The organism is Rheinheimera sp. 4Y26 (assembly GCF_025245835.1).
Taxonomy (GTDB): domain Bacteria; phylum Pseudomonadota; class Gammaproteobacteria; order Enterobacterales; family Alteromonadaceae; genus Pararheinheimera.
In genome coordinates this window covers 32,445-57,544 of record NZ_JAOBWS010000006.1, presented here as the reverse complement: position 1 = coordinate 57,544, position 25,100 = coordinate 32,445, and the positions used below count along the sequence as shown (strand labels likewise).

At 49.5% G+C, this 25,100-nt stretch carries 24 protein-coding genes; 16 read left to right on the top strand and 8 right to left on the bottom strand.

The genetic code is table 11. From position 1 onward, the window contains the following. Window positions 1-27: 27 nt before the first annotated feature. The 4 genes from N3Z11_RS09425 to N3Z11_RS09410 are packed head-to-tail and all read right to left on the bottom strand — an operon-like array spanning window position 28 to window position 3,859. Window positions 28-927: a DMT family transporter gene (locus N3Z11_RS09425; protein ID WP_260656922.1), complete on the bottom strand. Its 900-nt coding sequence runs from the start codon at window positions 925-927 to the stop codon at window positions 28-30. Between the two features lie 58 nt (window positions 928-985). Further along, on the bottom strand, window positions 986-1,534 hold the full coding sequence (locus N3Z11_RS09420; RefSeq protein WP_260656921.1) for an alpha/beta hydrolase: 549 nt from the start codon (window positions 1,532-1,534) through the stop codon (window positions 986-988). A 19-nt stretch (window positions 1,535-1,553) separates the two neighbouring features. Then, window positions 1,554-2,507, bottom strand: coding sequence for a substrate-binding periplasmic protein (locus N3Z11_RS09415; protein WP_260656920.1), 954 nt, complete (start codon window positions 2,505-2,507; stop codon window positions 1,554-1,556). Beyond that, window positions 2,504-3,859 carry a DNA recombination protein RmuC gene (locus N3Z11_RS09410; protein ID WP_260656919.1) on the bottom strand — a complete coding sequence of 452 codons (1,356 nt, stop codon included), beginning with the start codon at window positions 3,857-3,859 and terminating at the stop codon, window positions 2,504-2,506. The genes N3Z11_RS09415 and N3Z11_RS09410 overlap by 4 nt, the downstream gene beginning before the upstream one ends. Window positions 3,860-4,042: 183 nt before the next feature. Here N3Z11_RS09410 and gorA point away from each other — a divergent pair, with 183 nt between their 5' ends. From gorA to N3Z11_RS09380, 6 genes are all read left to right on the top strand, one after another. After that, window positions 4,043-5,392: a glutathione-disulfide reductase gene (gorA, locus tag N3Z11_RS09405; RefSeq protein WP_260656918.1), complete on the top strand. Its 1,350-nt coding sequence runs from the start codon at window positions 4,043-4,045 to the stop codon at window positions 5,390-5,392. Window positions 5,393-5,929: 537 nt separating this feature from the next. Beyond that, window positions 5,930-6,259: a hypothetical protein gene (locus tag N3Z11_RS09400; protein WP_260656917.1), complete on the top strand. Its 330-nt coding sequence runs from the start codon at window positions 5,930-5,932 to the stop codon at window positions 6,257-6,259. A 75-nt stretch (window positions 6,260-6,334) separates the two neighbouring features. Continuing rightward, entirely contained in the window at window positions 6,335-6,868 is a 534-nt protein-coding gene (locus tag N3Z11_RS09395) for a hypothetical protein (protein WP_260656916.1), read from the top strand. Between the two features lie 199 nt (window positions 6,869-7,067). Continuing rightward, a complete protein-coding gene (locus N3Z11_RS09390; RefSeq protein WP_260656915.1) occupies window positions 7,068-8,120 on the top strand; it encodes an efflux RND transporter periplasmic adaptor subunit in 1,053 nt (350 codons plus the stop codon). Then, window positions 8,117-8,800 carry an ABC transporter ATP-binding protein gene (locus N3Z11_RS09385; protein ID WP_260656914.1) on the top strand — a complete coding sequence of 228 codons (684 nt, stop codon included), beginning with the start codon at window positions 8,117-8,119 and terminating at the stop codon, window positions 8,798-8,800. Before N3Z11_RS09390 ends, N3Z11_RS09385 begins: the two co-directional genes overlap by 4 nt. 8 nt (window positions 8,801-8,808) lie before the next feature. Next, on the top strand, window positions 8,809-11,199 hold the full coding sequence (locus N3Z11_RS09380; protein WP_260656913.1) for an FtsX-like permease family protein: 2,391 nt from the start codon (window positions 8,809-8,811) through the stop codon (window positions 11,197-11,199). Window positions 11,200-11,563: 364 nt separating this feature from the next. Here N3Z11_RS09380 and N3Z11_RS09375 read toward each other — a convergent pair whose 3' ends face one another. From N3Z11_RS09375 to N3Z11_RS09365, 3 genes are all read right to left on the bottom strand, one after another. Then, complete coding sequence (locus N3Z11_RS09375) at window positions 11,564-13,012, bottom strand: alpha/beta hydrolase family protein (protein WP_260656912.1); 1,449 nt, start codon at window positions 13,010-13,012, stop codon at window positions 11,564-11,566. A gap of 242 nt (window positions 13,013-13,254) precedes the next feature. Then, window positions 13,255-13,629, bottom strand: a complete 375-nt coding sequence (locus tag N3Z11_RS09370; RefSeq protein WP_260656911.1) for a hypothetical protein — start codon at window positions 13,627-13,629, stop codon at window positions 13,255-13,257. Between the two features lie 117 nt (window positions 13,630-13,746). After that, window positions 13,747-16,605 carry a bifunctional diguanylate cyclase/phosphodiesterase gene (locus N3Z11_RS09365; RefSeq protein WP_260656910.1) on the bottom strand — a complete coding sequence of 953 codons (2,859 nt, stop codon included), beginning with the start codon at window positions 16,603-16,605 and terminating at the stop codon, window positions 13,747-13,749. Between the two features lie 334 nt (window positions 16,606-16,939). Here N3Z11_RS09365 and N3Z11_RS09360 point away from each other — a divergent pair, with 334 nt between their 5' ends. The 5 genes from N3Z11_RS09360 (at window position 16,940) to N3Z11_RS09340 (ending at window position 20,486) form a co-directional block, all read left to right on the top strand. After that, the gene (locus N3Z11_RS09360) at window positions 16,940-17,896 is read left to right on the top strand and encodes a methylenetetrahydrofolate reductase (RefSeq protein WP_260656909.1); all 957 of its coding nucleotides are present in this window, start codon (window positions 16,940-16,942) and stop codon (window positions 17,894-17,896) included. A gap of 317 nt (window positions 17,897-18,213) precedes the next feature. Next, window positions 18,214-18,897, top strand: coding sequence for an energy transducer TonB (locus tag N3Z11_RS09355; RefSeq protein ID WP_260656908.1), 684 nt, complete (start codon window positions 18,214-18,216; stop codon window positions 18,895-18,897). Between the two features lie 60 nt (window positions 18,898-18,957). Beyond that, a complete protein-coding gene (locus tag N3Z11_RS09350) occupies window positions 18,958-19,698 on the top strand; it encodes a MotA/TolQ/ExbB proton channel family protein (protein WP_260656906.1) in 741 nt (246 codons plus the stop codon). A 1-nt stretch (window position 19,699) separates the two neighbouring features. Further along, a complete protein-coding gene (locus N3Z11_RS09345; RefSeq protein WP_260656905.1) occupies window positions 19,700-20,113 on the top strand; it encodes an ExbD/TolR family protein in 414 nt (137 codons plus the stop codon). Window positions 20,114-20,255: 142 nt separating this feature from the next. After that, window positions 20,256-20,486, top strand: coding sequence for a hypothetical protein (locus tag N3Z11_RS09340; protein ID WP_260656904.1), 231 nt, complete (start codon window positions 20,256-20,258; stop codon window positions 20,484-20,486). A gap of 117 nt (window positions 20,487-20,603) precedes the next feature. Here the strand turns inward: N3Z11_RS09340 and N3Z11_RS09335 are convergent, their stop codons facing one another. Continuing rightward, window positions 20,604-20,945, bottom strand: coding sequence for a zinc ribbon domain-containing protein YjdM (locus tag N3Z11_RS09335; RefSeq protein ID WP_260656903.1), 342 nt, complete (start codon window positions 20,943-20,945; stop codon window positions 20,604-20,606). 122 nt (window positions 20,946-21,067) lie between these two features. On the opposite strand from N3Z11_RS09335, the gene arfB reads away from it, so the two are divergent. From arfB to N3Z11_RS09310, 5 genes are all read left to right on the top strand, one after another. After that, complete coding sequence (gene arfB, locus N3Z11_RS09330; RefSeq protein WP_260656902.1) at window positions 21,068-21,487, top strand: alternative ribosome rescue aminoacyl-tRNA hydrolase ArfB; 420 nt, start codon at window positions 21,068-21,070, stop codon at window positions 21,485-21,487. 291 nt (window positions 21,488-21,778) lie between these two features. Next, on the top strand, window positions 21,779-21,904 hold the full coding sequence (locus N3Z11_RS09325; protein WP_260656901.1) for a hypothetical protein: 126 nt from the start codon (window positions 21,779-21,781) through the stop codon (window positions 21,902-21,904). Between the two features lie 73 nt (window positions 21,905-21,977). Then, window positions 21,978-23,042 (top strand): sulfate/molybdate ABC transporter ATP-binding protein, encoded by a 1,065-nt coding sequence (locus N3Z11_RS09320; protein ID WP_260656900.1) that lies wholly within the window; start codon window positions 21,978-21,980, stop codon window positions 23,040-23,042. 186 nt (window positions 23,043-23,228) lie between these two features. Continuing rightward, entirely contained in the window at window positions 23,229-24,086 is an 858-nt protein-coding gene (locus N3Z11_RS09315) for an SDR family oxidoreductase (protein ID WP_260656899.1), read from the top strand. 82 nt (window positions 24,087-24,168) lie between these two features. Further along, window positions 24,169-25,080 carry a GyrI-like domain-containing protein gene (locus N3Z11_RS09310; protein ID WP_260656898.1) on the top strand — a complete coding sequence of 304 codons (912 nt, stop codon included), beginning with the start codon at window positions 24,169-24,171 and terminating at the stop codon, window positions 25,078-25,080. Window positions 25,081-25,100: the final 20 nt, after the last annotated feature.

Below are 25,100 nucleotides of genomic sequence, written 5' to 3'. Positions count from 1 at the left end.
TCGAAGTTGAGTGCACACTGCTCTGTATCAGCCCCGTTCCCCTTGCGCGGTAAAAGGCCAGAAAGCCCATTGCCGCTGATTTGCCACTATCGCCAGTACAATCAGCGCCATACCGCCGACCTGCAGTAACGACAACGCCACCTGGTAAAACCATAAATCAATCAGCACCGCCACCAGCGGATAGACAAAAGATAAAAACGCTATGCTGCTGACCGGCAGGCGCTGAAAAGCGCTATACATCAGGTTATACATCAAACCTGTATGCACCAAGCCCAAAGTCAGCAAAGCCGCTGCAGACGGCAGCGCCAGCTCACTCAGGCTGGTTTTGTCCATTGGTAACATCAACAACACCCCCAGCATCATCTGCAAACCGGCAATTTGCGCCGGTGCGACACCACTGAGTTTGCGTGTCGTTAAAGTGGCCACCGCATATAAACAGGCCGCCAGTGCCGCCAACCCCACCCCCAACCACAACTGCTGATGATCACCACCAAATTGCAGCCCTGTGGTCAGCGCCACACCACAAAACGCCAGTGCCAGCCAGGCCCAGCGTGAGGCCGAAGGCGGTTGGCGCTGTAATAAGGCGGTGATCAATAACAGAAAAAAGGGCTGGGTGTGATACACCAGAGTAGCAATTGAAATCGAACTTAAATGATAAGCACCAAATAAACAAAACCAGTTTGCCACCAGCGCCAGACCACCGAGCAGCAGATAACCGGCCTGACTGCGGTTTAATTGTTGCCAGCCGTGCTGCCAGCTCAGATACAACAACAAGGCAGCCCCACCAATCAGGCAGCGGTAAAACACCACAGTGGCGGTATTCTGGCCACTTTCCACCACAAACCAGCCAATGGTGCCGGACAATAACATAGCCACCAGCATGCGCCAGAGGCCCGGCCATTCCGGATTTGTTGTTGCTGTTGTCATATCGGGTTCCGTTTTGACGGGCCCCCTGCTTCATCGCAGGGTGCACCATGTTTTGGGTTTAGCCTTGTAACGGCTGGGGTTTTGGCTCTGACGCTGCCTGAGTTTGTTGTTCAGCCCGCCAGTCCAATAAAGCTCTGGCTACCACAGTGGCGTGGTCGGCCTGCAACAGTTTATGCTGATGGGCAAAAGAAGCCGGCCATTGTTGCCACTGACCACCACATCTGGCCACCAGATTGGCAAAATTCAGCCTGGCATCGGCCGCCAGATAATTCTGCCACAGGCCGGCGTACTGGCGCACCGCCCAGCCGTCGGGTTTGCGCCAGCTGACCGGATCTATAGTGATAAGCTGCTGCACCGGATGTCCGGCCGCCACTACGGCTGCTGCGGTGCTGGCGCCATAACTATGACCAATCAGCAAGACTGGCTCTTGCTGGTGTTGTCTGAGCCAGCGCGCCAGGGCTGCGTATTCAAACCATTGAAAATAATGCTGATTTGGTCCAACAAATTGCCGTAATAACTGGGTGTATTTATCCAGCGCTCCACCGACCCATACCACCTGTAACTGTGGCTGATTGTTATTTGCAGCCTTGTTAATGCTTGTAGTCATACAAAGTCAGCCAGCCGTTTTATTCTAAGGTCCAGCCAAATTCGGCCAGAATAGCGCGATGTTTTTCCTGGCCATACACCCGCTGCCAGGCCTGATGCAAACGCAACCGCAGTTCTGGCGACACACCGGCTTTGCTGGCAACGATATAAACGGGTGCTTTATGCAAACTCAGGCTGAGGCGATATTGCGCTCGCAACTCAGGATACAGCTGACTCCATTCCAGATACTGGGTTTTATCTTCAATCATGCCAAGCACCCGGCCTTTTTTTAGCATATTCAGCTTTTGTGTCAGGCTGCTGGCATACTGTAAAAACGGCTGATAACTTTTTTCATGGCGCAGCTGCTCAAAAGCGTCACCATAATAAGCGTCGCGCAGCACGCCGATACTGCCGGGTAACAGATTGATATCACTAAGCTGATGTACCAGATGCAGGTAGTTTTTATGCAGCACCAGCACCGATTCTTCCATATAGTGCACGCCAATAAAATCGGCATAACCTGCCCGTTCTTTGGTGTACGACATGGTCAGCATCAGATCAATTTTGCCTTGTTGTAATAAAGCTAAAGAGCGTGGCCAGGGGCTGCCAACCACTGTCAGCTGGCAGCCCGCTTCGTCGGTCAATAAATGTAATAATCTGGCGTGTAAGTCGTACCAGCGCGGCAACTGCAAACCTTCAGCTTCGGTGTCTGCTCTGGACTCATTCAGATGTGCAACCAAGGTGCAGGGTGCATCGGCAGATGCGATTGCCGGCAAGTCCTGTGCCGGCGGCGAAGGTTCAGGCTGAGGGCTGTTTTGCACTTGTGGTAACTGCTGGTTTTGCTGCGCCTGTGCTGCTGTACCAGCACTCTGCTGTTCTTGCTGTCCCACAATAGCAGCTTGCTGCGGCAAAGCCTGTAGCTGCAGGCTGGTCAGCGCCAGCAGCATCAGCTTTAGCACACAAAAAGCGCGACAGCGCAGCGAGTCTTTTTTCATTCGTCTTCGGCCAAGGGTAATTCCAGATGCGCTTTTTCCAGCAAATCAGCCGCCATTTCCGTTTTAACAGCCACCCCTAAATCTTTAAATTCTGCGGCTTGTTTAATTAAATTGCCTTTACCACTGTACAGCTGACTAAAGGCTTTGTCGTAACTTTCACGGGCGCGGTCCAGCTGTTTGCCCACCCCCTGCATACTTTCCAGAAAACCTGTCAGTTTGGCGTAAAATTTTTCGGCGCGACTCGCCAGTTCTGCACTGTGTTTATTCTGATCTTCAAAACGCCACAGCTGGCGCACTATATTCAGACTGGTCAGCAAAGTTGTAGGCGTTGCCACCAGCACATTGCGCTCCAGCGCTTGCTGATACAACAGCGGCTGCTGTTTTAGTGCTTCGACGTAAGCCGATTCAATTGGAATAAACATAAACACCACTTCAGGAGAATTGAGGCCACTGAGCTGATAATAATTGCGATCGGCCAGCTCCAGAATACGGTCCTGCACCGCCTGACAATGCTGGCGCAGCGCCAGTTGCCGCTCGTCGTCCTGCTCAGCATTGACATAACGGGTATAAGCCGCCAAAGAGGTTTTGGCATCAATCACCAGATGTTTTTGTTGTGGCAGATACACAATCACATCCGGCCGGCGCCGGCCTTCATCGGTGTGAAAACTCACTTCACGCTGATAATCCACCCCAGCCCTTAAACCGGAGTTTTCCAGCACATTTTCCAGCATCAGCTCACCCCAGTTGCCCTGCGTTTTTTTCTGGCCCTGCAAGGCATTGGTTAAACGGGCAGCCTGATCGGTAATGGCAAAATTCAGCTTTTGCAGGTTAATCAGCTCAGTTTTAAGTTCAGCCCGCTGTTTCAGCTCTTCAGTGTGAATGGACTCTACTTTGTCGCGAAAACCTTTCATATCCGCCTGCAACGGCTGCAATAACTGCAGCAGACTCTGGCTGCTCTGCAGTTTAAAATCTTCGCCCTTACGCTGTAAAATTTCGTTGGCAAGCAATTCAAACTCTTGTTTTAACTGTGCTTTATTTTCCTGCAATAACGCCAGCTGACTATGAAAATGTTGCTGGCGCTCCTGTAAAGTCACAGTCAGCCGGTCGTATTTTTCTTTCAGCTGCAGATAATGTTGTTGTTGCTGCACCTGTTGCTGTTGCAGCTCGCGATGTTGTTGCTGTTGTTGCTGCAGTTGACTCTGACTGGCCGTCAGCTCAGTGTGCAGCCGCATCAATTCCAGTGCCTGCTGCTGGCGTTGCTGCTGCGAGCGCCAGCCGGTGAAAGCCCATAACAGCAGCAGACCCAGCGTCAGCAAGGGCCAAAGCTTGTCGGCGGCAAAAAACAAATCCATGCTAAGCTCCTGAGTTGTCGCGTTTTTTAGAGTAGTTTTGGCGGCAGATAACTGTATTACTATACAGCGCTTTCACCAAATCCACTACCCAAAACCCGGCCTTGCATTTGTGCAGCTGACCCCATATAACAAGGTCAGATTATCAAGCAGCGCCCAGCGCGGCGCCTTATCCGGGATCATAAAATGACTGAACATTTTGACTATATCGCCATTGGCGGTGGCAGTGGCGGTATCGCCAGCGCCAACAGAGCCGCCAGCCATGGTAAAAAATGCGCCATTATTGAAGCAAAAGCCCTGGGCGGCACCTGCGTCAATGTCGGTTGTGTGCCCAAAAAAGCCATGTGGTTTGCAGGCCAGGTGGCAGAAGCTTTTAAACTGGCGCCCGACTATGGTTTTGCCACCGACACTCCGCCTTTGGACTGGGGCAGATTAATTCAAAGCCGCGAAGCTTATATCAGCCGCATTCATGCCTCTTACGATAGAGTTCTCGCCAAAAATAATGTCACTGTGATCCAGGGTTTTGGCCGTTTTGTAAGTGCCAACACTGTGGAAGTAAACGGCAAACTGTACAGTGCAGATCACATTAGTATTGCCACAGGCGGCAAACCAAGCTGGCCCGATATTCCGGGCGCTGAGCTTGGTATCGACAGCGACGGTTTTTTTGCTTTGCAGCAACAACCAAAGCGGGTGGCTGTGGTGGGCGCAGGTTATATAGCCGTGGAAATTGCCGGTGTCTTCAACGCGCTTGGCAGCCAGACCCATTTATTAGTGCGCCACGACAAAGCACTGCGGCATTTTGACGAGATGTTGTCGACCACCCTGAGCGAGCAAATGGCGCGTGATGGTGTCACTTTACATCCGCACACCCAGGTGCAGGCTGTTGTTAAAAACCCGGATGGCAGTTTAACGCTCAGCCTCAGTCATGGAGGTACGCTTGAAGTGGACTCTTTGATCTGGGCCATAGGCCGAAGCCCGGCCACAGAAAATTTAAACTTAGCTGCTGCCGGTGTGGCATTGGACGCTCAGGGTTTTATTCAAACCGATAAATACCAGAACACCAATGTGCCTGGCATTTATGCCATTGGCGACAACACAGGCCGGCTGGCACTAACGCCAGTTGCGGTTGCGGCAGGCCGGCGGTTGGCCGAGCGGCTGTTTAACGGCAAAACTGATTTGCATCTGGATTACAACCTGGTGCCGACAGTGGTGTTTTCCCATCCGGCCATTGGCACCATTGGTTTGACCGAAAACGAAGCCAGAGCAGAATTTGGCGACAGCATTAAAGTCTATCAAAGTGAATTTACTGCGATGTACAGCGCCCTTACTTCGCACCGCCAGCCCACCCGGATGAAACTGATTTGTCAGGGGGCCAACGAAAAAATAGTGGGTTTACATGTGATAGGTTTTGGCGCCGACGAAATGTTGCAGGGTTTTGCCGTGGCGATAAAAATGGGCGCCACCAAAGCAGATTTTGATAACTGTGTGGCGATACACCCGACTTCGGCGGAAGAGTTTGTTACTCTTAAAAACTAGTTTAGAAAAATGTAAACTATAGAATCGACGGATCTGGAAAACTAACTATCTTCATGATCAGCACTATGCCAATCATGAAGCTAGTTTGGTTTTGTATCATTCAGTTGACTTCAAAGCCCCCGAACTGCATCTTTCAACTGCCCGGAATCGAAATATTAAGCGAAGCGGCTTCCCTTGAAGTCATGCTCGCGTATGTACATGGGCGGGCTTTAACCCCTTGCTGGTCACAAAGCAAAACAGTATCTTGCGAACAATAGCGGCCCCAGGGTGCAACAATTGCTATATAGCGTAAGCTAAGGCCAGCATCAAAGCGAAGTTTCAGAATCTCTCTCATGTCGCTCATACCTCCTCTCTTTTTTGCCATAGTCAGCTTTTCCGAAATGCATTGAGCAAGGGCGAGCTTGCCATTTGATTTAGTTAGAAAAAAACGACGTATCGGCATTCCGGACTACGATTTGGAAAAATGACTACAAGTGCTCGGATTGGACCGGATTAAGTGTTCGGATTCATCCGAAACATACATTTGTCTGTCAGTTTATGGGGGAGCCTCTGGTTTTTATTAGCGCCTGCTTAATTGCTGTAGCTCTATTGACCACATTTTTATTACATGATAATTTTCAAAACGAAACAATTTGTTTCTTATTATCAACATTAAACACAGGACGTTTTCAAATGATTAACAAATCAATTCTGTTAGCTATTGCTTTAGTTGTTACATCAACAACCCCTACTGTTTTCGCAAAACAAAATGTAGCATCATACTCTACACAAAAGACTCCTGCTCAAAATCATCAAGTTATGGGTGGTGAAGCTTATTGTAAAGTTACAAACAGTGGTTATGAGTGTGGAATAATCGTTAGATGGTAATATAGTGAAAACATCTCGAGTTATTGAAACAATAGCTCGAGATGTTTAAATTTTAAAATGCTGGAAATTTAAACAATGAAAAGAATCACATTATTACTTGCTGCTTTGTTTTTATTTGATGTGTCAGCAAATCAATCTGACGGAAAAATAGACGCACAACAATCTTACCCGCAGATTATAAACACTGTTGGTAGTATGCCAGGTTGGGTGATGACTAAGCTAAATACACAACCGCTGCAATTTTGGTTGATTAATGCTGACAAAAAAGTACTTTATGTGCATGAAGGTAAAACAGTAGTGCCTGATGAAGTGTTGCATAAATTGCAAACTGCACCGAGCCAGCTTAGCAGTGAGCTTAGAGCAGAGCATACTTTTGCTGGGATCCAAAAAGTTTCACCTGAGATTGCAGCACAGATTGAACAATCTTTAAAATCTCCCGATTCATTTGTATTACTGAATGTAGGCTTTGACCCCAAAGTGTTTCAAAACCCCGAAGATCCAAACAATCCATGCCCACCTTGTAAAGTTCAAGTTGCAAATCTTGAGCAATTGATGACTAAACTTCAGCAAAAACCTATCACTTTAATTCAGGTTGAATTGAGGAATTAACGCCATGTTGCTGGATGAGGCCTTATTGACCAAAGGCCGTGATTGGCGTTTGCCTGCCTTATTTTTTGGTGTTTTTTTGCTCGTCTTGTTGTTAGTGCTTTTGGTCTGGCGTGATATTGATCAGATCACTTCAGGCCATACCCCACCTTCTGAGCATACAAACCATAGTGTGGTATCACAAAAACCATTGGTGACTTTGGTGGCTGCCAATGGTGTGCTCAAAAGCAAAAGCGGTCAAAGAATAGTCAACCAGGTCGAAGGCAAAGTGTTGGCTATCCACTTTGTGGCCGGGCAAAAAATTAGCAAAAATGCGGTGTTATTTGAGCTGGAAAACCTGGAGGTTCGTAAACGCTACACCCTCGCTCAGCATGAAAAACGTTTAGCTCAAGCTGAAATGCAGAGTGTTGTTTCAGAGTTACAACAAGACAAAAGCCAACTTGCTTACGAATTAGCGCTGAGTCAGGGTGAATATAAAGTGGCCAGTACCGAGTTGGCGGCTAAAGAAAAATTACAAAGTGCACACATTATTTCAGCCATTGAATTAGAGCGTCAGCGTGTGCTAGCCGGAAATGCACATGCCAAACAAAAACTTTTGGAACAACAATTCCATCAGTTTGACCAACAGGCTAAAAGTAAATTAGAGGCAGCCACACTCAAAGTTGAGCAAAGCCTAATCAATGAAACCATGGCAGCGCAAGAGGTTGCCATGCTGAAAGTTCGATCTGAAATTGATGGCGTGTTACAAGAAATTGATACCAGTTTGCACGTCGGTGAATGGCTGGTCGTGGGTAAAAATCTGGCGTTAGTTTCCGATACATCGCAGTTGTACGCAGAGGTCAGAATTAATGCAAGCGATGTGCAAAAAGTGCATGTTGGTCAAGTGGCGGATGTGAATATTAAAGGCTTGCCGATCTCCGCCAAAGTGACCCGTATTGCTCCCAGAGCCGAACATAACCAAGTGCAAGTGGATATGGAACTCACAGGGCAATTGCCAGCAACTGCGATGCCGTTTGTAGAGGTGTCGGCCACCATCACTTTGGTGCATAAAGAGTTGGCATTGCAAATTGAAAAACCGAGTTATCTTCGTGCAGACAATAATCAGCCACGGTTGTGGGTTAAAAAGCAAGGCATGAGCGATTTTGAATGGTACCCGGTAGAGGTGGGGTTAATCACGGCAAATACTGTAGAAATTTTATCTGGGTTGGAAAAAGGCGATCTGGTGGCGCTGGATGTACATGAGGACGATTTATGAGTGATATCACGTCACCCTTAATCGAGGTCCGTCAATTAAGTAAACATTTTGGTCAGCAAATCATTTTGCATGAGTTAAGTTTCGAACTATTCCAAGGTGAATTTATGGCCATTGAAGGGCCATCTGGTTGCGGAAAATCAACCTTGTTGTCGGTGCTGGGTTTATTAGATTTGGAATGGCAAGGGCATTATCAACTCAGTCAGTTACACGTAAAAAACTTGCATAAGCGTCAGCTCGCAGCGGCCCGCAATCGACACATTGGTTGGATTTTTCAGAACTTTAATCTGATTGGCGAACTCACAGTGTTAGACAATGTGATGCTCCCGATGCGCTATGGCAGTTTTGGTTCTGCGCGCTTCCAGCAAGAAAAAGCCAAAACCGTACTGGAAAGTGTCGGGCTTGCCGATAAAGCCGCCAGTTATCCCCATGCCTTATCAGGCGGTCAGCAACAACGGGTGGCTATTGCGAGGGCCTTAGTGACCTCGCCGGGTATCTTATTTGCCGACGAGCCAACCGGAAACTTAGATAGCGCCAGTGCAGCGATGGTTTTTCAGCTCTTACAGCAACTGAATCGCGAAGGGATGACTATCGTGATGGTCACCCATGATGGGCAACTTGCTTCGCAATGCTCTGTGCGACTAAAAATGCAAGATGGTCAGATCTTGCAAACTACCCGATGAATTGCGCCATGTTTAAGCAAGATCTGCGTCTTGGTATGCGCTTCGCCTTTCGACAAAAATTAACCTGGCTCATTTTAGTGCTGGGTTGTGCCTTGTTTTGTGCCACGCTGTATTTAGTCGTAAGCAGCTTTATTTACTTTAACCAGGATCGTCCCCATTGGGTGACGCAACCTCAGCAGTTATTTACGCTGGGTGGACTTAGTCCAAATGGCACGCTAGAACCTGTAAACCTCCAGGCAATTCAAAGAGTTCAACAAATTCCACAAATCGCACAAATGGCAATAATAGGTAAAGGTTTTAGTGCCAAATTCCGTATTGGCGATTTGTCTTTTGAAGTGACCCCCACTTTTTATTCAGCCAATGTTTTCGAAGTTTTGCAGCCCCAGCCTGTACTAAAAAATTTTGATGCGCAGGGTGTTTGGATAAGTGAGTCTTTTTGGCAGCGTGAACTTCAGGGGATGTCGCTTTCAGGGCAGCATCTGACTTTAACGGAGCAAGAAATCCGTTTGCCAATTGCCGGCGTGCTTCCTGCACATGTGGCGTTGCCTGCACCACTGACGGACGGCATTTGGTTACCCATAGAAATGCAGAAACAACTCATTAATGTCAATTTTAACGTGCCATTACCGGCTGATGTGCAGGATGAGATTAAAGCGAAACTGGCCATGAAAACGAACATTTATTATGGCGTTTTCACTACCGGAAGTTTTCAAGCACCCAGCCGATTGCAAGAGAAAATCAAACACAGCCAAATCAAAGAGGGAGCCAATACTGAAGACGTAAAACTCTACACCCGAGAGTTAAGTTGGACAGCTTTACCTGGTTTTGTGCTCAACCCTGAGCAAAAAGCTGCTTTATTGCGTTTGGCAACCATGAGTGGTTACTTGGGGATGGCGATTGGTTTGGTGGTATTTTTATCTTTGCTGAGTTACTTCTGGAATAATATGATCAGCCGCCAGCAAGAGTTTGAGCTAAGGATTGCTGTGGGCGCAAACGGCTGGCAATTATTTATGCAATTACTCAAAGAGCAAACTTTGTTTTTGGTTGTATTAGGTTTTTTAAGTACTCTATTTATCGCAGTCAGCCAACAACTGTTGTTAGACAGCTTTTTACAGCAAGCCCGGGATAACTCGGCATTACTGCTCAGCAGTATGCTCACGGTTGCAGCATTGTTGACGGTCTTTTCTTTATGCTTGTTGTTTCCACTCTTTTCGCTGCTTCGAAAAAATATCTTTAGTCGGGGTAAATCCGGGCAATTCACACCCGCGCAACGTTTGTTCATCAATGCCAATCGTCAGATCCAAGCCGCCGTTGCGCTATTATTAGTGAGCTTTGGTTATTGCTTTTATTTATCTTCATTATCACTTCGACACGCGACGCTCATCGATACCTCACTACGCCAGGTGTCGATTGAAGGCAACAATCAACAAAAGATCACCTGGCAAATTCTGGATCAGCATTTAAAACAAACGTCCTTTTATCAGGAAGTGCTGATGTTGTCGGATGTTTTTGTGCAGCCAAAAGAATTAACACTGGCAGTGAGCGCTGAGTCGGTTGAAGATCCTAATCGAGTAATATTGCCGACTTACTTCGTGTCGAGTAATTTCTTCCAGAAATTAGGCCTGTCTGAGCAACCGGTCAATTCCAATCAAGTCTGGCTCAATCAAGCGGCGGCCACACGCTTAAATTTAACTTCACAGGCAAAGCCACGAATATATATCAAAGATAATCCGTCGAATGTATCAGATAAAAATGCGGGGCTAGCCGTTGCAGCCGTAGTTGAAAATTTACCGCATTTTGGCATGCTCAAAATGCAGGAACCGCAACTCTATTTACCCTTACAAGATGCATTAGAACTTTTTTCCACTGCGATGCTGCTTTATCCCGCCGCGTATGAGAAGCAGATGCAGCAGTTTTTACAGCAAATGCGTGAGATCTATGGTTCAAACATAACGATTCGTGCCAGAGGTTCGATTGCCGAGCAACTGGAACAAATCAATCAACTTGAAATTTTATTGATGGAAACACTGCTTATTCTTGCTGTATTGATGGTCGGGGTGGTTGCGCTTAGTTTTTACAGCTTAATGGATGCAGAAATTCGACGACAGCAAGCGACATTTGGTGTGATGCAAGCGGTGGGGGCTGATATGCTGGATTTATTGTTGGCGCAATATCGCCAATTAATTCCTGTGTTGCTGGGTGCTTGTGTGGTTTGGTTTGTCATGGTGACCTTGCTACAAGATTGGTTATTGCAGCATTTTGCGACTGATTTATTGCAAGGCCGAATTTTACTCATGGGCCTTTTAGTCCTGGTGCTGACCCTTTTTTTAAGCTGTGCCTTACCCTTTATACGCATGTCTTCACAACAAATTGCTAATCACCTGCGTTATCAGGGCTAACACCCAGTGCTCGCGGGTGAATGGCATTACTTTGGCACTCGATTGTTGTGCTTGTCGCAATTCACCAAAGAATTCTGCGGTAATGCCGGATGGTTTAAGTCAAGTGGTGCCGGATTTATTGTTGATGGCAACTGCTTCAGTAGCCGGGAAAAACTTTCTGCCATGTTATGGTCGTGACAATTTCCTCTTCTTCTCATACTGCATTTGTAGGTCATGAGTTTTCAGGGCACCTCTCTTTGAGTTAGTTTATCTGGCTGAAAGCTGTCCAGGAAATTAGTGGCGATTCAAAACTTCACTGCTGTGGCCCTGAACATTCTTTTGTTGTTCAGGGCTTTTGTGTTTATTGTTTTCCAGTGCTGTGATGTCAGTTCGTTGCGGGGCGGGCCTTCGTCAGCTGCTGCATCCAGCTGGAGATATGGCCAAGCGCGACCGGCGCTATGGTTTGTTCAATCAGCAAATATTCGTGAACAGCCCCTGTTCTGGCCTGTTGTAACAGATGATTCAGTTCTGGCAGCAGCAGCACTTTGACCTGAGGGTTGCCGCCCTGCGCTATGGCCGTTTTCTCGCCAGCTACTGTGGCGTCAACTGCTTTGGCGCCAGCCGTTTTTGAGCCAGCCGCTTTCCCCAGCGCTTCGCGGATGCGCTGCAGATTTTCTGTTGCCGGCACCTGTACATCTTTTGCCCCTTGCAGCACCAGCACAGGGCATTGCACCTGGCTTAAATAGTGCGCCGGATCCAGCTGCAAAAAACGCCTGAACCAGGGTGTCAGCAACGATTCATAAGCCCAGTCCGGAATACCTTCAGGCGGAATATCCAACAAGGTTTTAGTGGCTTGTGGCAAGGCTGCTGTTGCCGCCTGCATTGCAGTTATTGCCTCCTGGTGGCTCAGCGAAGAGGCGGCAATCTCATAAAGTTGCCGCTCTTGTTGTTGATTGGCGAGCACCAGGTGCTCCGGCATACCATCGGCCCGCCTTGCTGCTGCATCCTGCCCGGTTTTTAATTCCAGCCCCTTCAGGCCTGGTGCGGCCAGCAATACAATAAAATTAACTTCTGCCGGGGCCTGTGCCGCCGCCATAGCCGCTATCAGGCCACCTTCACTGTGCCCCAACACCCCAATCTGGTCACTTTTTACCTGTGGCTGCATTTTTAAAAAACGCACGGCGCCCAGCGCATCAGCGGCATAATCTTCGGTGGTAGATGCCGGATGGGCTGCGCCCCCGGTCAGGCCAACGCCCCTTTTGTCATAACGTAATACCGCAAAACCCTGACGGGTCAGGTGATCGGCTAGCACCAATAGGGTTTTATGCAAAGACACATTGCCGTCTCTGTTGTGGGCGCCGGTACCTGCCACCAGCACCACTGCCGGAAATGGTCCGCCTTGTGACGGATAACTGAAAGTACCCACTGGCGACACTTCAGGGTTTGCCGTATCAAACACCACATCCTGGGTGAGGTAGGGCAAAGGCGCTACGGGGTGCTGCGGCCGGCGCCGCTCGGCGTAAAGGTGAAATTGCCCGGCTTTTTGCTCAATCACAAAATGGCTGCCGATACCACTGGGGCCAACACCGTCAAGCTGCATGGTTTGTCCTTCAGCCGGCAGCGTCAGCGGGCCAGTTAACTGCACCTGCCGCCTGGCAAAAGCTGATTTGAGCTCTGCAGCCGATCCCACACTAAACCAATATCTTTTAATCGTTGTATCCTGCAATCTTGCGGCCACAGTTGCAGCCGTTTTATCGTTGCTTTTGGCCGCGACTGCTGCGTCTGCCCAAAACACCACCAGCAGCATCCACATGATTGTATTTCTGATCTTCATCCTGAACTCCTGTTAGCCACGTTGAAGCCGTTGCGGTCTGAGAGCCTGCCACAGGCCTGTCGCCTTTATCCGACCAGCCCAATGAGAAAAAAGGGCAACAGACAAAAGTTCTATTGGTTGTGGTGAGGGCTGAAAAAGTTGGATCAGAAGATTTTTATATAAAAAGGCCGCAAATCAGAGCGCGGGCCAGTGGGTATTGCAGGCTGTGATTGCTGGCCTGACGGCCAGCAGCGGGAAAAAACTTATGCCGACTCTTTGTTGGCCCGGCGAAACATCATTGCTGCACCCAGATACAACAACACAAAAAAACCATTCAGCAGAATCAGCTCGGCCGGGCCACTGTGAGGTAAACCCAGACCTGTGTAGACGGCCAGCAGCGCAATCAGCGCCTGAACCAGGGCTGCGCTGATTAAAGCCCACATCATGGCCTGTGGCTGAAAACGTCCGCGCACCGCCACTACAGCTGTGACCACCAGCACTGCTGCGTACAGCAGATTGGCTATATCACCGTCGCCGCCAATAATGCCAACCCCCAGGCTGAACCACACCAGCAACAACAGCGTCAGCACTGTCAGGCTGATCGCCGCGCTATACCAGCCAAACTTTTTTAGTTCCATACTGAACTCCTTTGCTCTGAAACCCGGCAGCTGAATTTACAACCAATACTGCCTTTTGAGCAGCATAAATGATCCGAAGCTTTCTGCACCAGTGTTTCAGCCAAAAGCAACTGTGGTTCAGGCCAGAGCCGGCAATCTGGCAGGTGCCGCGCTGGCCGCTTCTAATAACGGCAGCCAGGGCTCTGGCTGATGCAGCGCATAACCCTGGCCATAAGCCACACCCAGGCCGGCTAACAGTACACTAACCTCGGCGTCGGCGACAAATTCCGCTATGGTGGTTTTCCCAAGGCTGACGGCAATTTCCGCTATGGCTTTCACCATGGCGTAGTCGGTGGCATCGCGCGCCATATTGCGCACAAAAGAGCCGTCAATTTTGACAAAATCCACCGCCATATTTTTCAGATAACTAAAAGACGACATACCGGCGCCAAAATCATCCAGCGCAAAACGCACACCAATCTGTTGCAGTGCCTGAATAAAACGGCTGGCACTGGCCATATTGGTCACAGCGGCGGTTTCGGTAATTTCAAAACAGATTTTTGCTGCCGGCACCGGGCTCGTGGCAAAACGCTGCAAGATATGACTGAGGAACTGCTCATCACCCAAAGATAAACCGGATAAATTAATCGCCACTTTGTCCAGCTGCTGCAGATGCGCCGGATGTGCTTCCAGACAATCCAGCACCTGATTAAACACCCAACGATCAATATGTTGCATCAGGCCAAACCTTTCGGCCAGCGGAATAAACACCGCCGGACTCACCGTCTTGCCTTGTGGATCTGTAAGCCTTAACAACATTTCATAATGTGCACCGCCGCCCTGCGCCTGCAAAGGCACAATCCGCTGGTAATAGAGTTCAAACTGATGCTGATCAATGGCTTGCTGAATAAGGCTGACTAAATCCAGCTCATTCTGGCGATGGTTCAGTTCAGCAGCGCCAGCATTCACTATATGGTATCTGTTGCGACCGGCTGCTTTGGCAAAATAACAGGCGCTGTCGGCCGCTTTTAATACTTCGACAGTGTTCAGCTGCTGGCCCGACAACTCCAGTACGCCAATACTGGCCGCCACGGTAAAAATTTTCTGCTCCCAGCGAAAACGAAAAGCACTGATGCGGCCAAACAACAACTGCAATTTTGCCGTGGCCTGCGAAAGCGTAATACCTGGATAAATCAGGCAAAATTCGTCACCGCCAATGCGCGCCAGCACATCTTTGTCAGTTAAATCTGTCGCCAGAATGCTGGCGACGTGGCGTAATAACTCATCACCAGCCAGATGGCCGCAGGAGTCATTGACCAGCTTAAACTGGTCCATGTCGATATAACATAAAATGGCTTGTTGCCCCGCAGCCAGCAGTTGCTGCAGCTGCTGGTCAAAGGCGTAGCGGTTCAAAAGTCCGGTTAGCTGGTCGTGATCGGCCTGATAGCGGATTTTTTGCTGTAACAACAACTCACTGGTGACATCACGGCCTATACCTTCAATGGCCAGCACCTTGCCCTGCTCGTCCAGCACCGGTCTTTCGCGAAACTCAATCTGCCGTGTGCTGCCATCTTTGGCTTTGTATTCAATCTGATAAGGCTGAGGCGCTATCCCTTGCTGGTACTGAGCGCGAATGTGCGCCATCTGCGCCGGCTCACGCAATACATAAGTTAAATGGTTGGCGGCAAATTCAGCCGGACTGTAACCGAGAATTTGCTGCACACTGTGGCTGATAAAATCCACAGCGCCAGCCTGATTCAGCCGGTAAATAAAATGACCATCAATACCCTCCACCAGCCGGCGGTATTTTTCTTCGTTGGCTTTGAGCTGCTGCTCATACATTTTGCTGTCCGACACATCCCGCAGCGAAATCACCAGACCAGCGCCCGCTTTAACAATTTGCAGCTGCAGCCAGGCTGGCGTTAATGCCGCCGAATCGACCGCCACTATGCCGTCAAAAGATTTGTGCTGCTGGTACACCCTTAAACATAAGGGCCAGAAGGACGCTGCGCACAGTGCATGGCAAAGCTGTTGCAAACTCAGCTGCTGCAACTGCTGATAACCGGGCTTAAACAAAGCCGCTACCTGCAAGTTGGCGTGTTGTAACACAAAATCGCCGTGCCGCTTCGGGTGCGGCACATAAAGCGCAATGGCATCAGGGGAGGCGTCGGCCGCAGCCAGAAACATTTGCTGTTGTAGTTGCAGTTGCTGCTCACGGTATAACTTGCGAAACAACATGGCGCTGACCAACAAGGCCGACAATAAACCGGCCAGTAGCACCAGCAGCGCGCTGTTCAAACCAGGCTGCTGTGCCTGAATGACAAACTGCCAGTCGCGTCCGGCAAAACTCAGATGCTGACTGACCGCAGGGGCATCGGGGGCAATCTCACCGTGCCGGAACAGCGCATGGGAACCATCCTGCAGATAAAAACTTAAGTCGTCACTGGCCAGCGCCCCCACCAGCACCGTCAGAATTTGTTGAATGTCAAAACTGGCGGCGACAAAACCTTTGGCTGGCTGCTGTGGATCTATGGCTTTAACCACCAGCGTAAAAGGCTGGCCCTGTTGCTGATAAAAGGCTGTATAAAAACCACCGGCAGCAGGCTCGGTTTGGTGAAAACCCAGGCTGGACAAGGCTGTACCTGTGAGTTTACCTCTTTCGCTGGCCACAATACTCCAGCGGATCTGCTGCCGGGCATCCAGCAACAACACATCGTGTAAACCAGGTAACATTTTACTTAAGGTGGTGGCGCGTACATTAAACCAGTCCACCGGATTGGCATGATGCAAAGGCCAGCTTTGCAATAAGTCGTCGACGGCCCTGAGCCGGTCGGCAGAAAAAACTTCAAGATTATTACTGATCTGTGATGCGATAACGGTGGCTTTGCCATGATTGGCGCGCTGTTCGATCAACCTGGTATAAGAAGCAAGCGCCATACTAAAAGCACTTAACAGCAGCAACAACAGCAAAGGCACTGAATAAATACGCCCTGACATAACCAACCACCTGGGATCCGGGAACCGACAAGGTATGCCAGTTAGATGACAAATTTATGTCAACACAACTGAAATGTCAGCCCGCTTTACAGATCTTTATTGCGCCCAAACACCCGCATCGTGGTGCATTTTCCCATTGTTCACAGCACATTAGCACTGTAACAACTCAGCTTTCCCTGCATTTGTTATTGCAGCTCTGCCTGCAGTAGCGACACAAAATCCCGCCAACTTGAATCTTTTTCATCTGCGTCATCGAAAAAATTCATTCAAACGTAGATGGCCAGCCATCCAAACATCTGTATACTTAGCCGTATTCACTTTAGAGGTTGCTATTATGCCGTTAACGCTACAACAGAAAATTGCCGATCCGAATCAGGGTGTTTATCTGATTGGTACCACGCCGCCTAAGGCCGGTACAGCCGATGACAAAACCCGTCGTATCGCCAAAAAACTGTTAGCCAGACTCAACGAAGTGGAATACGACGGTCTGGTGGTGTACGACATTCAGGATGAAAGCAGTAGAGTGGCGACAGAGCGGCCTTTTGCTTTTCACAGCACTTTGGATCCACGTGAGTACAGCTGCATTTTGCGTGAACAGGCCAGACGGGATGTGATCACCTATAAAAGTGTGGCGCAGCGCGACGCCGCCGAATTTAACCAGTGGCTGAGCGACAGCAAACAACAGTATCAGCTGGATAATCTGGTGCTGGTGGGCAGCCCTTCATCCAACGGCACTATTAAACTGAGCCTGAGTGATGCTTATCAGCAGCTGTCGAATCATGAAGCAGACTTTTTCCTTGGTGGTGTGGCCATTGCTGAGCGTCATGCGCAAAAAGGCAATGAACATGAAAGGCTGATTGAAAAAAGCCGTTTAGGTTGTCAGTTTTTTATCTCCCAGGCGGTGTATAACGCCCAGGCCACCATCGACCTGATTACCAGTTATGCCCGCAGTTGCCGCCAGCAACAGCTGACACCCCAACGTATTATTCTCACTTTCACCCCCTGTGGTGGTGAACAAACTTTGGAATTTATGCAGTGGCTGGGCATTTCAGTGCCACAGGCCAGCAAATACCGCATTCTGGATGCTGCCAACCCGTTAAATGAATCTATTAAAATTTGCCGCGACAACCTGCAACAAATTTTATTGCATTGTGCCGCGCTGGATATACCGCTGGGGCTAAATGTGGAAAGCCTGACCAACCGCAAAGAAGAAATTGACGCTTCTATCCGGTTATTCCGTTTATTAAAAGCCACCATGGAGCTGCATCTGGCGGAAAAACAGGTGGCCTGAGCTGCCACCTCACCAATTTTTTGCCGCAGTAATCTCAATGAACAACCTGACGCCGCAGTTATAGGGCCCAGATCCCGGCTGACACTCTGCTTTATTTCAAACCAATGCAGTCATCTGCACAAGCGCTGCTAAAACTGGTGCTTGCCAGCTGCCAGCCCGCTTTTTAGCACATCAATTTGTGATGTTACAGCAGCCATTAACGGGGAACTCCCCGGTTTTTTTCCTCACCCTACTGGTCAGACTCAGGCAAAGATGAAATAATGCGAATCATTCTCATATAGCTTTGTGTTTGTAAGCTAGTCTCTGCCGGAACTCAGATGTTCAGAAAATCTTTATCTCAGCTGCTGATTATGACACTGGTGGTGGCCGGTCATCTGCTTGGCCTGGGTGTGATGTTCAGTCAGGCAGAAACCACCCCACCTGCAGCCAAACCGGCAGCAGTGATGGTGGCCGCTTTGTTACCGCCGGCCAGCCAAGCTAAGCCGGCAGCGCAGGTTAAACCAAAACAGGCAACACCAGAACCTAAGCCCAAAGCTATGCCTAAAACTGCGCCAAAAAAGATTCCAGCTAAAACACCGGCAAAAACTGTCACTAAAACTGCAGCCAAAACCCCAGCCAAACCGGTTAACACGACAACGCCGTCTGAGCGCGCCATCAGCACTATGGTGCATCACACTGCAGCAAAAATTGCCAGCAACACGCCCGCAAGCAATGCCATAGCACCACCTTCAGCCGATGCCAAAGCTTCCCAAAATCGGGCACCTGTGTATCCAACTTTATCCCGTAAGAAAAAAGAACAAGGCACAGTGCTGTTGAAACTATTGGTTAAAGCTGACGGCACTGTCGGCAGTATCAGTGTGATGCAAAGCAGCGGTTTTAGCCGGTTGGATCAGGCGGCCCTGCAGGCCGTCAAACACTGGCGTTTTACCCCGGCAACCCAGCAGGGCAAAAACATCGATTATTGGTATGAAATGCCGATGAATTTTGCATTGAACAATTGATTTAACAGTATTTTTTACAATTTCAGCAGGCAAACCCCTGCTTTAACAAGGAGAAAAGCTATGGCACCAAATCCTTATGGTATCGCCAGCATCTGGGCCCAGGGTGACGCTGTGATCAAAGCGGTGGCGCTGATGTTATTACTGATGTCCATCGCGTCCTGGTGTGTCATTTTAATCCGTGCCTGGCATTTGTGGCAGCTGCAAAAAGTGGCGCAGGCCAGCCGCGATTTCTGGCATGCGCAAAGTTTTGCCCAGGGACAACATATTCTGGCCTCGGCGAACAGTCGCAGCGGTTGTCGCGCCAACCCCTTTCGTTATCTGGCTGACGAAGGTCAGGCGGCTTTTGATCATCACAGCAGCCATCAGGACGATTTACACGGCAAACTGCCATTATCCGACTGGCTCACGTCCAGCTTAAAAGGCGCTATTGATGAAAGCGCCGAACAAATGCAAAAAGGACTGGCCATTCTGGCGTCCGTGGGTTCGACCGCGCCTTTTATCGGTTTATTTGGCACTGTCTGGGGCATTTATCATGCGCTGGTGGGCATTGGTGCCAGCGGCCAGGCCAGTATCGACAAAGTAGCAGGCCCTGTGGGTGAAGCTTTGATCATGACAGCTTTTGGTCTGGCGGTCGCTATTCCGGCGGTGCTGGCTTACAACGCACTGAGCCGCGGCAATACAGGCATTATCAGTAAGCTCAACCGTTTTGCTTTTCAGCTGCATGCGTATTTTTTAACAGGCGCAGCGCCCAAATCGTCACAGCAAAGCGCACAAGTGCGTGCTTTAAAACAAGGAGCTTAAGATGGCTTTTGGCGGCGATTTTGAGCAACAAGACGAAGTGATCAGCGAAATTAACATGACACCTTTGGTGGACGTGATGCTGGTGCTGCTGATTATTTTTATTATCACAGTACCGGTGCTGACCCACTCAGTGCAGGTGGAACTGCCGCGCGCCAGCAACAGCCCGCAGCAGGACAAACCCAGCACCATTACCTTGTCGGTGAATGCCAAAGGTGAAGTATTCTGGAACGAACTGCCGGTCAGCAGCACTGAACTGGAGGTCAAACTTGCCGAGGCCGCCAGGGCTACACCCCAGCCAGATATTCAGCTGCGTGGTGATCGTACAGTAGCCTATGAACATGTAGTGAAAACCATGGCGGCAGTACAAAATGCCGGTTTACTGAAGCTGGGTTTTGTGACCGACCCCTCCGCCTGATGCCGATGACTGCTCCTGTTGCCTGAGTGCGGCTGTTGCCAGTCGTTATTCAACTACACAGGCTGTTACAGATTTATGCTGTGTGGATCAATAAATTGCGATAATCTCAATTTTTGTGCTGATGCATTCAGGAGAACAAACAATGGCAGAACAAGGTTCAGGCGGTAATGTAATCGCCGCTTTATGCAGCTTTTTTATTCCGGGCTTAGGCCAGCTGGTACAAGGCCGTTTAATGGCCGCTATTTTGTTTTTTGTGGTTTGTGGTGTGGGTTATTTTTTATGGGTGTTGATCATCCCTGGCATTATTGCCGCTTTAGTGCATCTGTGGGCCATTATTGACGCCGCCACTTTTAGTACCAGACGCCGGTTTTAGCAGCAACAGACATCGGCTCAAAGTTCCACCGGCCAAAACAAAAGCGGCAGAAATAACAAAGGCGCTATCAAAGCGCCTTTTGTCTGGTCAGTCGGTGAAAACACCGCCAAACCCGGTTTAAACCTTTTTCACAAACTCAGATTTGAGTTTCATCGCACCAAAACCATCAATTTTACAATCGATATCATGGTCGCCGTCCACCAGCCGGATGGCTTTGACTTTAGTGCCAATTTTGACCACCAACGACGAACCTTTTACTTTTAAGTCTTTGATTACAGTTACAGTATCACCGTCCTGCAATACATTGCCGGCAGCATCACGCACCACTTTGGCGCTGTCAGCTGTATCAGCTGCTGCGCCGGGTTGCCATTCATGACCACATTCAGGGCATACCAGCTGGTTACCGTCTTCATAAGCATAAACAGAATTACATTGTGGACAGGGTGGTAATTGGCTCATGGTGGCTCCTGTGGCTTATACCCTTAGAAAAAGTGCGGCATTATACATTTTTTTGGCAAAATTACCCGCGGTTTCTGCACAGGCTTTGTTACACTTGCCGACTTTCAGGCTGGGGATTGTGGATGATCAACATAACGGCGGGCATAAGTATTGATGAAGCTGAACTGGACTGGCAGGCCATTCGCGCCAGCGGGCCCGGCGGTCAGCATGTCAATAAAACGTCCACCGCCATCCAGCTGATTTTTGATATCCGCCAGTCGTCTTTGCCGGAAGAATATAAATCCGCACTGCTGCAAAAAGCCGATCACCGTATTACCGCCTCCGGCAAAATTGTTATTAAAAGCCAGCAAAGCCGCAGCCAGGAGATGAACCGTGAAACAGCACTGATGCAACTGATAGAACTGATTAAATCGGCCGGTTTTAAACCGAAAAAACGCCACGCAACCAAACCTACTTATGGTAGCCAGCAGCGCCGGCTGGAAGGTAAAAAACAGCGCAGTGTCACCAAGTCGCTACGCCAGCAAAAAAACAAATTCGACTAACCGCACTTTTTTTCTGCCATATTCTATCCGCAGTACCGGCCAGACCATGCTTTGCTGTTGGATGCATCAGCTCCGGGGCTTCGTCTGCTGTGATCAGCTGTATTGCCATCCACAACAACTCCCAAAGCGCCGTGACTGTTCAGATTCAGCCTCAGGGCCAATCCTCAGAGCCGCTGTTAACCCTGGCTGACTCACTTTTAGTTATAACCTTGCTCCTAAAAAATATTTTAAGTTATTAACAGCCTCTGTTTTAATGCGCTCAGGCATATAGATGTCTAAACGGAGATAACCATGACAACTTTAACTCCAGCCTGGTGGCGCTTTTTATTGGACCAGTTTGAGCTTCGCATGATGCAGGCCGAATTTGGTGAGGCTGGCACTGTTCTGCCGTCATCCTCCAGGAACCAAAGCGAATAAAGTCCGTCACTGGCCGGCAGGCAACACAGCAATTACAGCATGACGGCGCAACAAAGGCCGGCACGAGGTCATAATGAGTATTCAGATAGAACAGGTTCAGAAAAATTTTGCTGATTTTGTTGCCGTCGACAAAGTGAACTTATCCATTCAAAGTGGCGAGCTGACCGCCTTGCTTGGCCCTTCCGGCTCAGGCAAAACCACCTTATTGCGCCTGATCGCAGGTCTGGAACAAGCCGACGCCGGCCGCATTCTGTTTCATGGTGAAGATATCAGCCATCAGCACGTCAGCGAACGTGGTGTGGGTTTTGTGTTTCAGCATTACGCTTTGTTTAAAAATATGACGGTGTTTGACAACGTCGCCTTTGGCCTAACGGTAAAACCCCGCAAACAAAGACCAAGCCCGGCCGAAATTAAAAAACGGGTGCATCGTTTATTAGAACTGGTGCAGCTCGACTGGACAGCAGACCGTTATCCGTCACAACTTTCCGGTGGTCAGCGCCAGCGTATTGCCTTAGCACGGGCATTGGCAGTGGAACCAAAAGTACTGCTGCTGGATGAACCTTTTGGTGCACTGGACGCAAAAGTGCGGGCCGAACTGCGCCGCTGGTTACGCCGTTTACACGACGAAATTCATGTCACCAGTGTTTTTGTGACCCACGATCAGGAAGAAGCGCTGGAAGTGGCCGACCGTATAGTGGTGATGAACAAAGGTCGTATTGAACAACAAGGCACGCCGGAAGAAGTGTACGACAACCCGGCCAACCCTTTTGTCTACGAATTTTTAGGCACAGTGAATTTGTTTCACGCCAGAGTGCGTCAGGGTGACACCCTGATCAACCCTACTGCAGCCGACAGCCCGGCCAGTGCTGATGATGTAACTTTGCCTGGTTTTGCTTATGTGCGCCCGCACGAAATTGACGTGTCCCATCAGGCCGCCAATGACAGCATCGCCGCAAAACTGGAGCTGGTGACAGTAGTTGGCCCCACTGTGCGGCTGGAGCTGCAAACCGCACAGTCGGATCGGGTGGTGCATGTGGAACTGAATAAAGAGCAGTTTAAAAAACTAGGCCTGGCCGTAGGGCAGCAGGCTTATTTAACCCCCAGATACAGCAGGGTATTTTTAGGCGAAGGTATTTAGCCCGCTCTCACCCAACAAGCGACGGGGCGGGCTGTCCTTTGGACATATTCTGCCGCCCCGCGCACTCAGACAATCAGCCCCGCCCCTTGTCAAATCCGTAAATAACAGCGGTGCAGCACGCGAAAAAATGACTGGTCAAACCAAAGGCCACAGGTCATGATTTGGCTTTTAGCTGCCGGGAACATCATGGAACAAATGCAAAAAGTCGCGCTGATCACTGGCGCAGGCTCCGGCATAGGCCGGGCTTTGGCGCTTGAATTGCAGTCACACAACTTTCAGGTGTATGTCAGCGTCAGGCGCGACAGTCAGCTGAATGAACTCAGGGCGCTGGGTTTATACCCACTGTTGCTGGATGTTAATGATCCACAGGCGCTGGACCTTGCCATACAGCAGCTGGAACAACAGACAACACGGCTGGATTTATTAATTAATAACGCTGGTTTTGGTGCCATGGGGCCGGTGCTGGATTTCAGCACTGCTGAGCTTAACCAACAATTTCAAACCAATGTGTTTAGTGTGATCCAGCTCACCCGCCGCTGTTTACCGTTATTGGCCAAAACAGGCGGTACTGTGGTGAATATCGGTAGTGTGTCGGCAGATTTTGTCACGCCATTTGCCGGTATTTATTGTGCATCCAAAGCGGCTTTACATGCGGTCAATACCGCGCTTAGGCTTGAACTGGCGCCTTTTGGCATTCACACAGTGCTGGTGCAGCCGGGTGCTATTGCTTCTGCTTTTGGCGACACCGCCAGCGCCCATGCCGGGCAGCTGTTGTCAGCACAATCGCCCTGGTGGCCACTTCGGGACGGCATTGCCAAAAGAGCGGCTGCTTCGCAGCAAAAACCAACACCGGCCGCCCTGTTTGCCAAAAAAGTAGTGGCTCAACTGCTGCAAAGCCGGCCGCCAAGGCGTATCCGTGCCGGTTATGGCAGCTGGGCACTACCGTTTCTGGCCAAATTTTTGCCGGATGCCCTATTGGATTTATTGTTACGCCGGCAATTTTTATTGCCTGAAAACGGCAGCCTAAAACTTAAATCTGATTAAAAACAGCATTTTTGGTCAGGACAAAGTTGGCCCAGTTGCGTTAGGCTGCATCGATGTAACCCTCAATAGCAGCGCAGTCCAGATGCGACACTTTCTTCAGCTTGGTAAAGTTTTGCAGTATATCGACGCACAATTGGCGCTTGATTTAGCTAATACAGCCCCGTCATCTGCACAACAGCAGGGAGATCTGTCGATAGATAGGTTAAGTGCGGTGGCCTGCTGGTCAAAATTTCATTTTCAGCGCCAGTTCCAGCAACATTGTGGCTTAACAGTGCAAAGTTACATCAGGCTACGCCGCTTGCTGCGCGCCTCCAGTCAGTTGGTGTTTCGTGAGATGAAACTCAATGATATCAGCGCCTTAAGCGGTTATCAGAACAGCGAGTCTTTCAGCCGTGCTTTTGCTGCGCTGATGGCGCAAAGCCCGGCTGAATTCCGGCAAAACCCCGACTGGCAACAATGGCAAGTGCAGCAACAAAAGCTCGCCACCTTCAATCACATCAGCAGGAACAGCACCATGCCCGCAAAACCCGATATTGTTGAGTTTACATCCACCCCTGTCATTGAATTGAAGCATAAGGGCAGTCCGTCGCTATTGGGTCAAAGCATCCGCCGTTTTATTGCATTTCGTAAAGACAATCAGCTGCCGCCTGCCCGTTTTGCCACCTTTAATTTTTTATATACCGACCCGGCCAACACTGCAGACGAAGATTTTTGTTTTGGTCTGGCGGTGGCTGTGCCTGATACAGTGGCAGCCAGCCTGGAGCTGCCGGACGGTTTTAACCGCCGGCAAGTTCCAACGCTTCGCTGCGCCAGACTCAGCTTTGTCGGAGATGACCATCAGCTGGAGGCGTTGGTCAGTTATTTGTATCGGGATTGGTTGCCAGAGTCAGGCGAACAACTGGCTGATTTTCCGATTTTTGTTGAGCGCAAAACCTTTTTCCCTGAAGTAGCAGCTCATCTGGCAGAAAACGATATTTATTTGCCGCTGCAGTAAGCTGCAGCCACACACCAGCA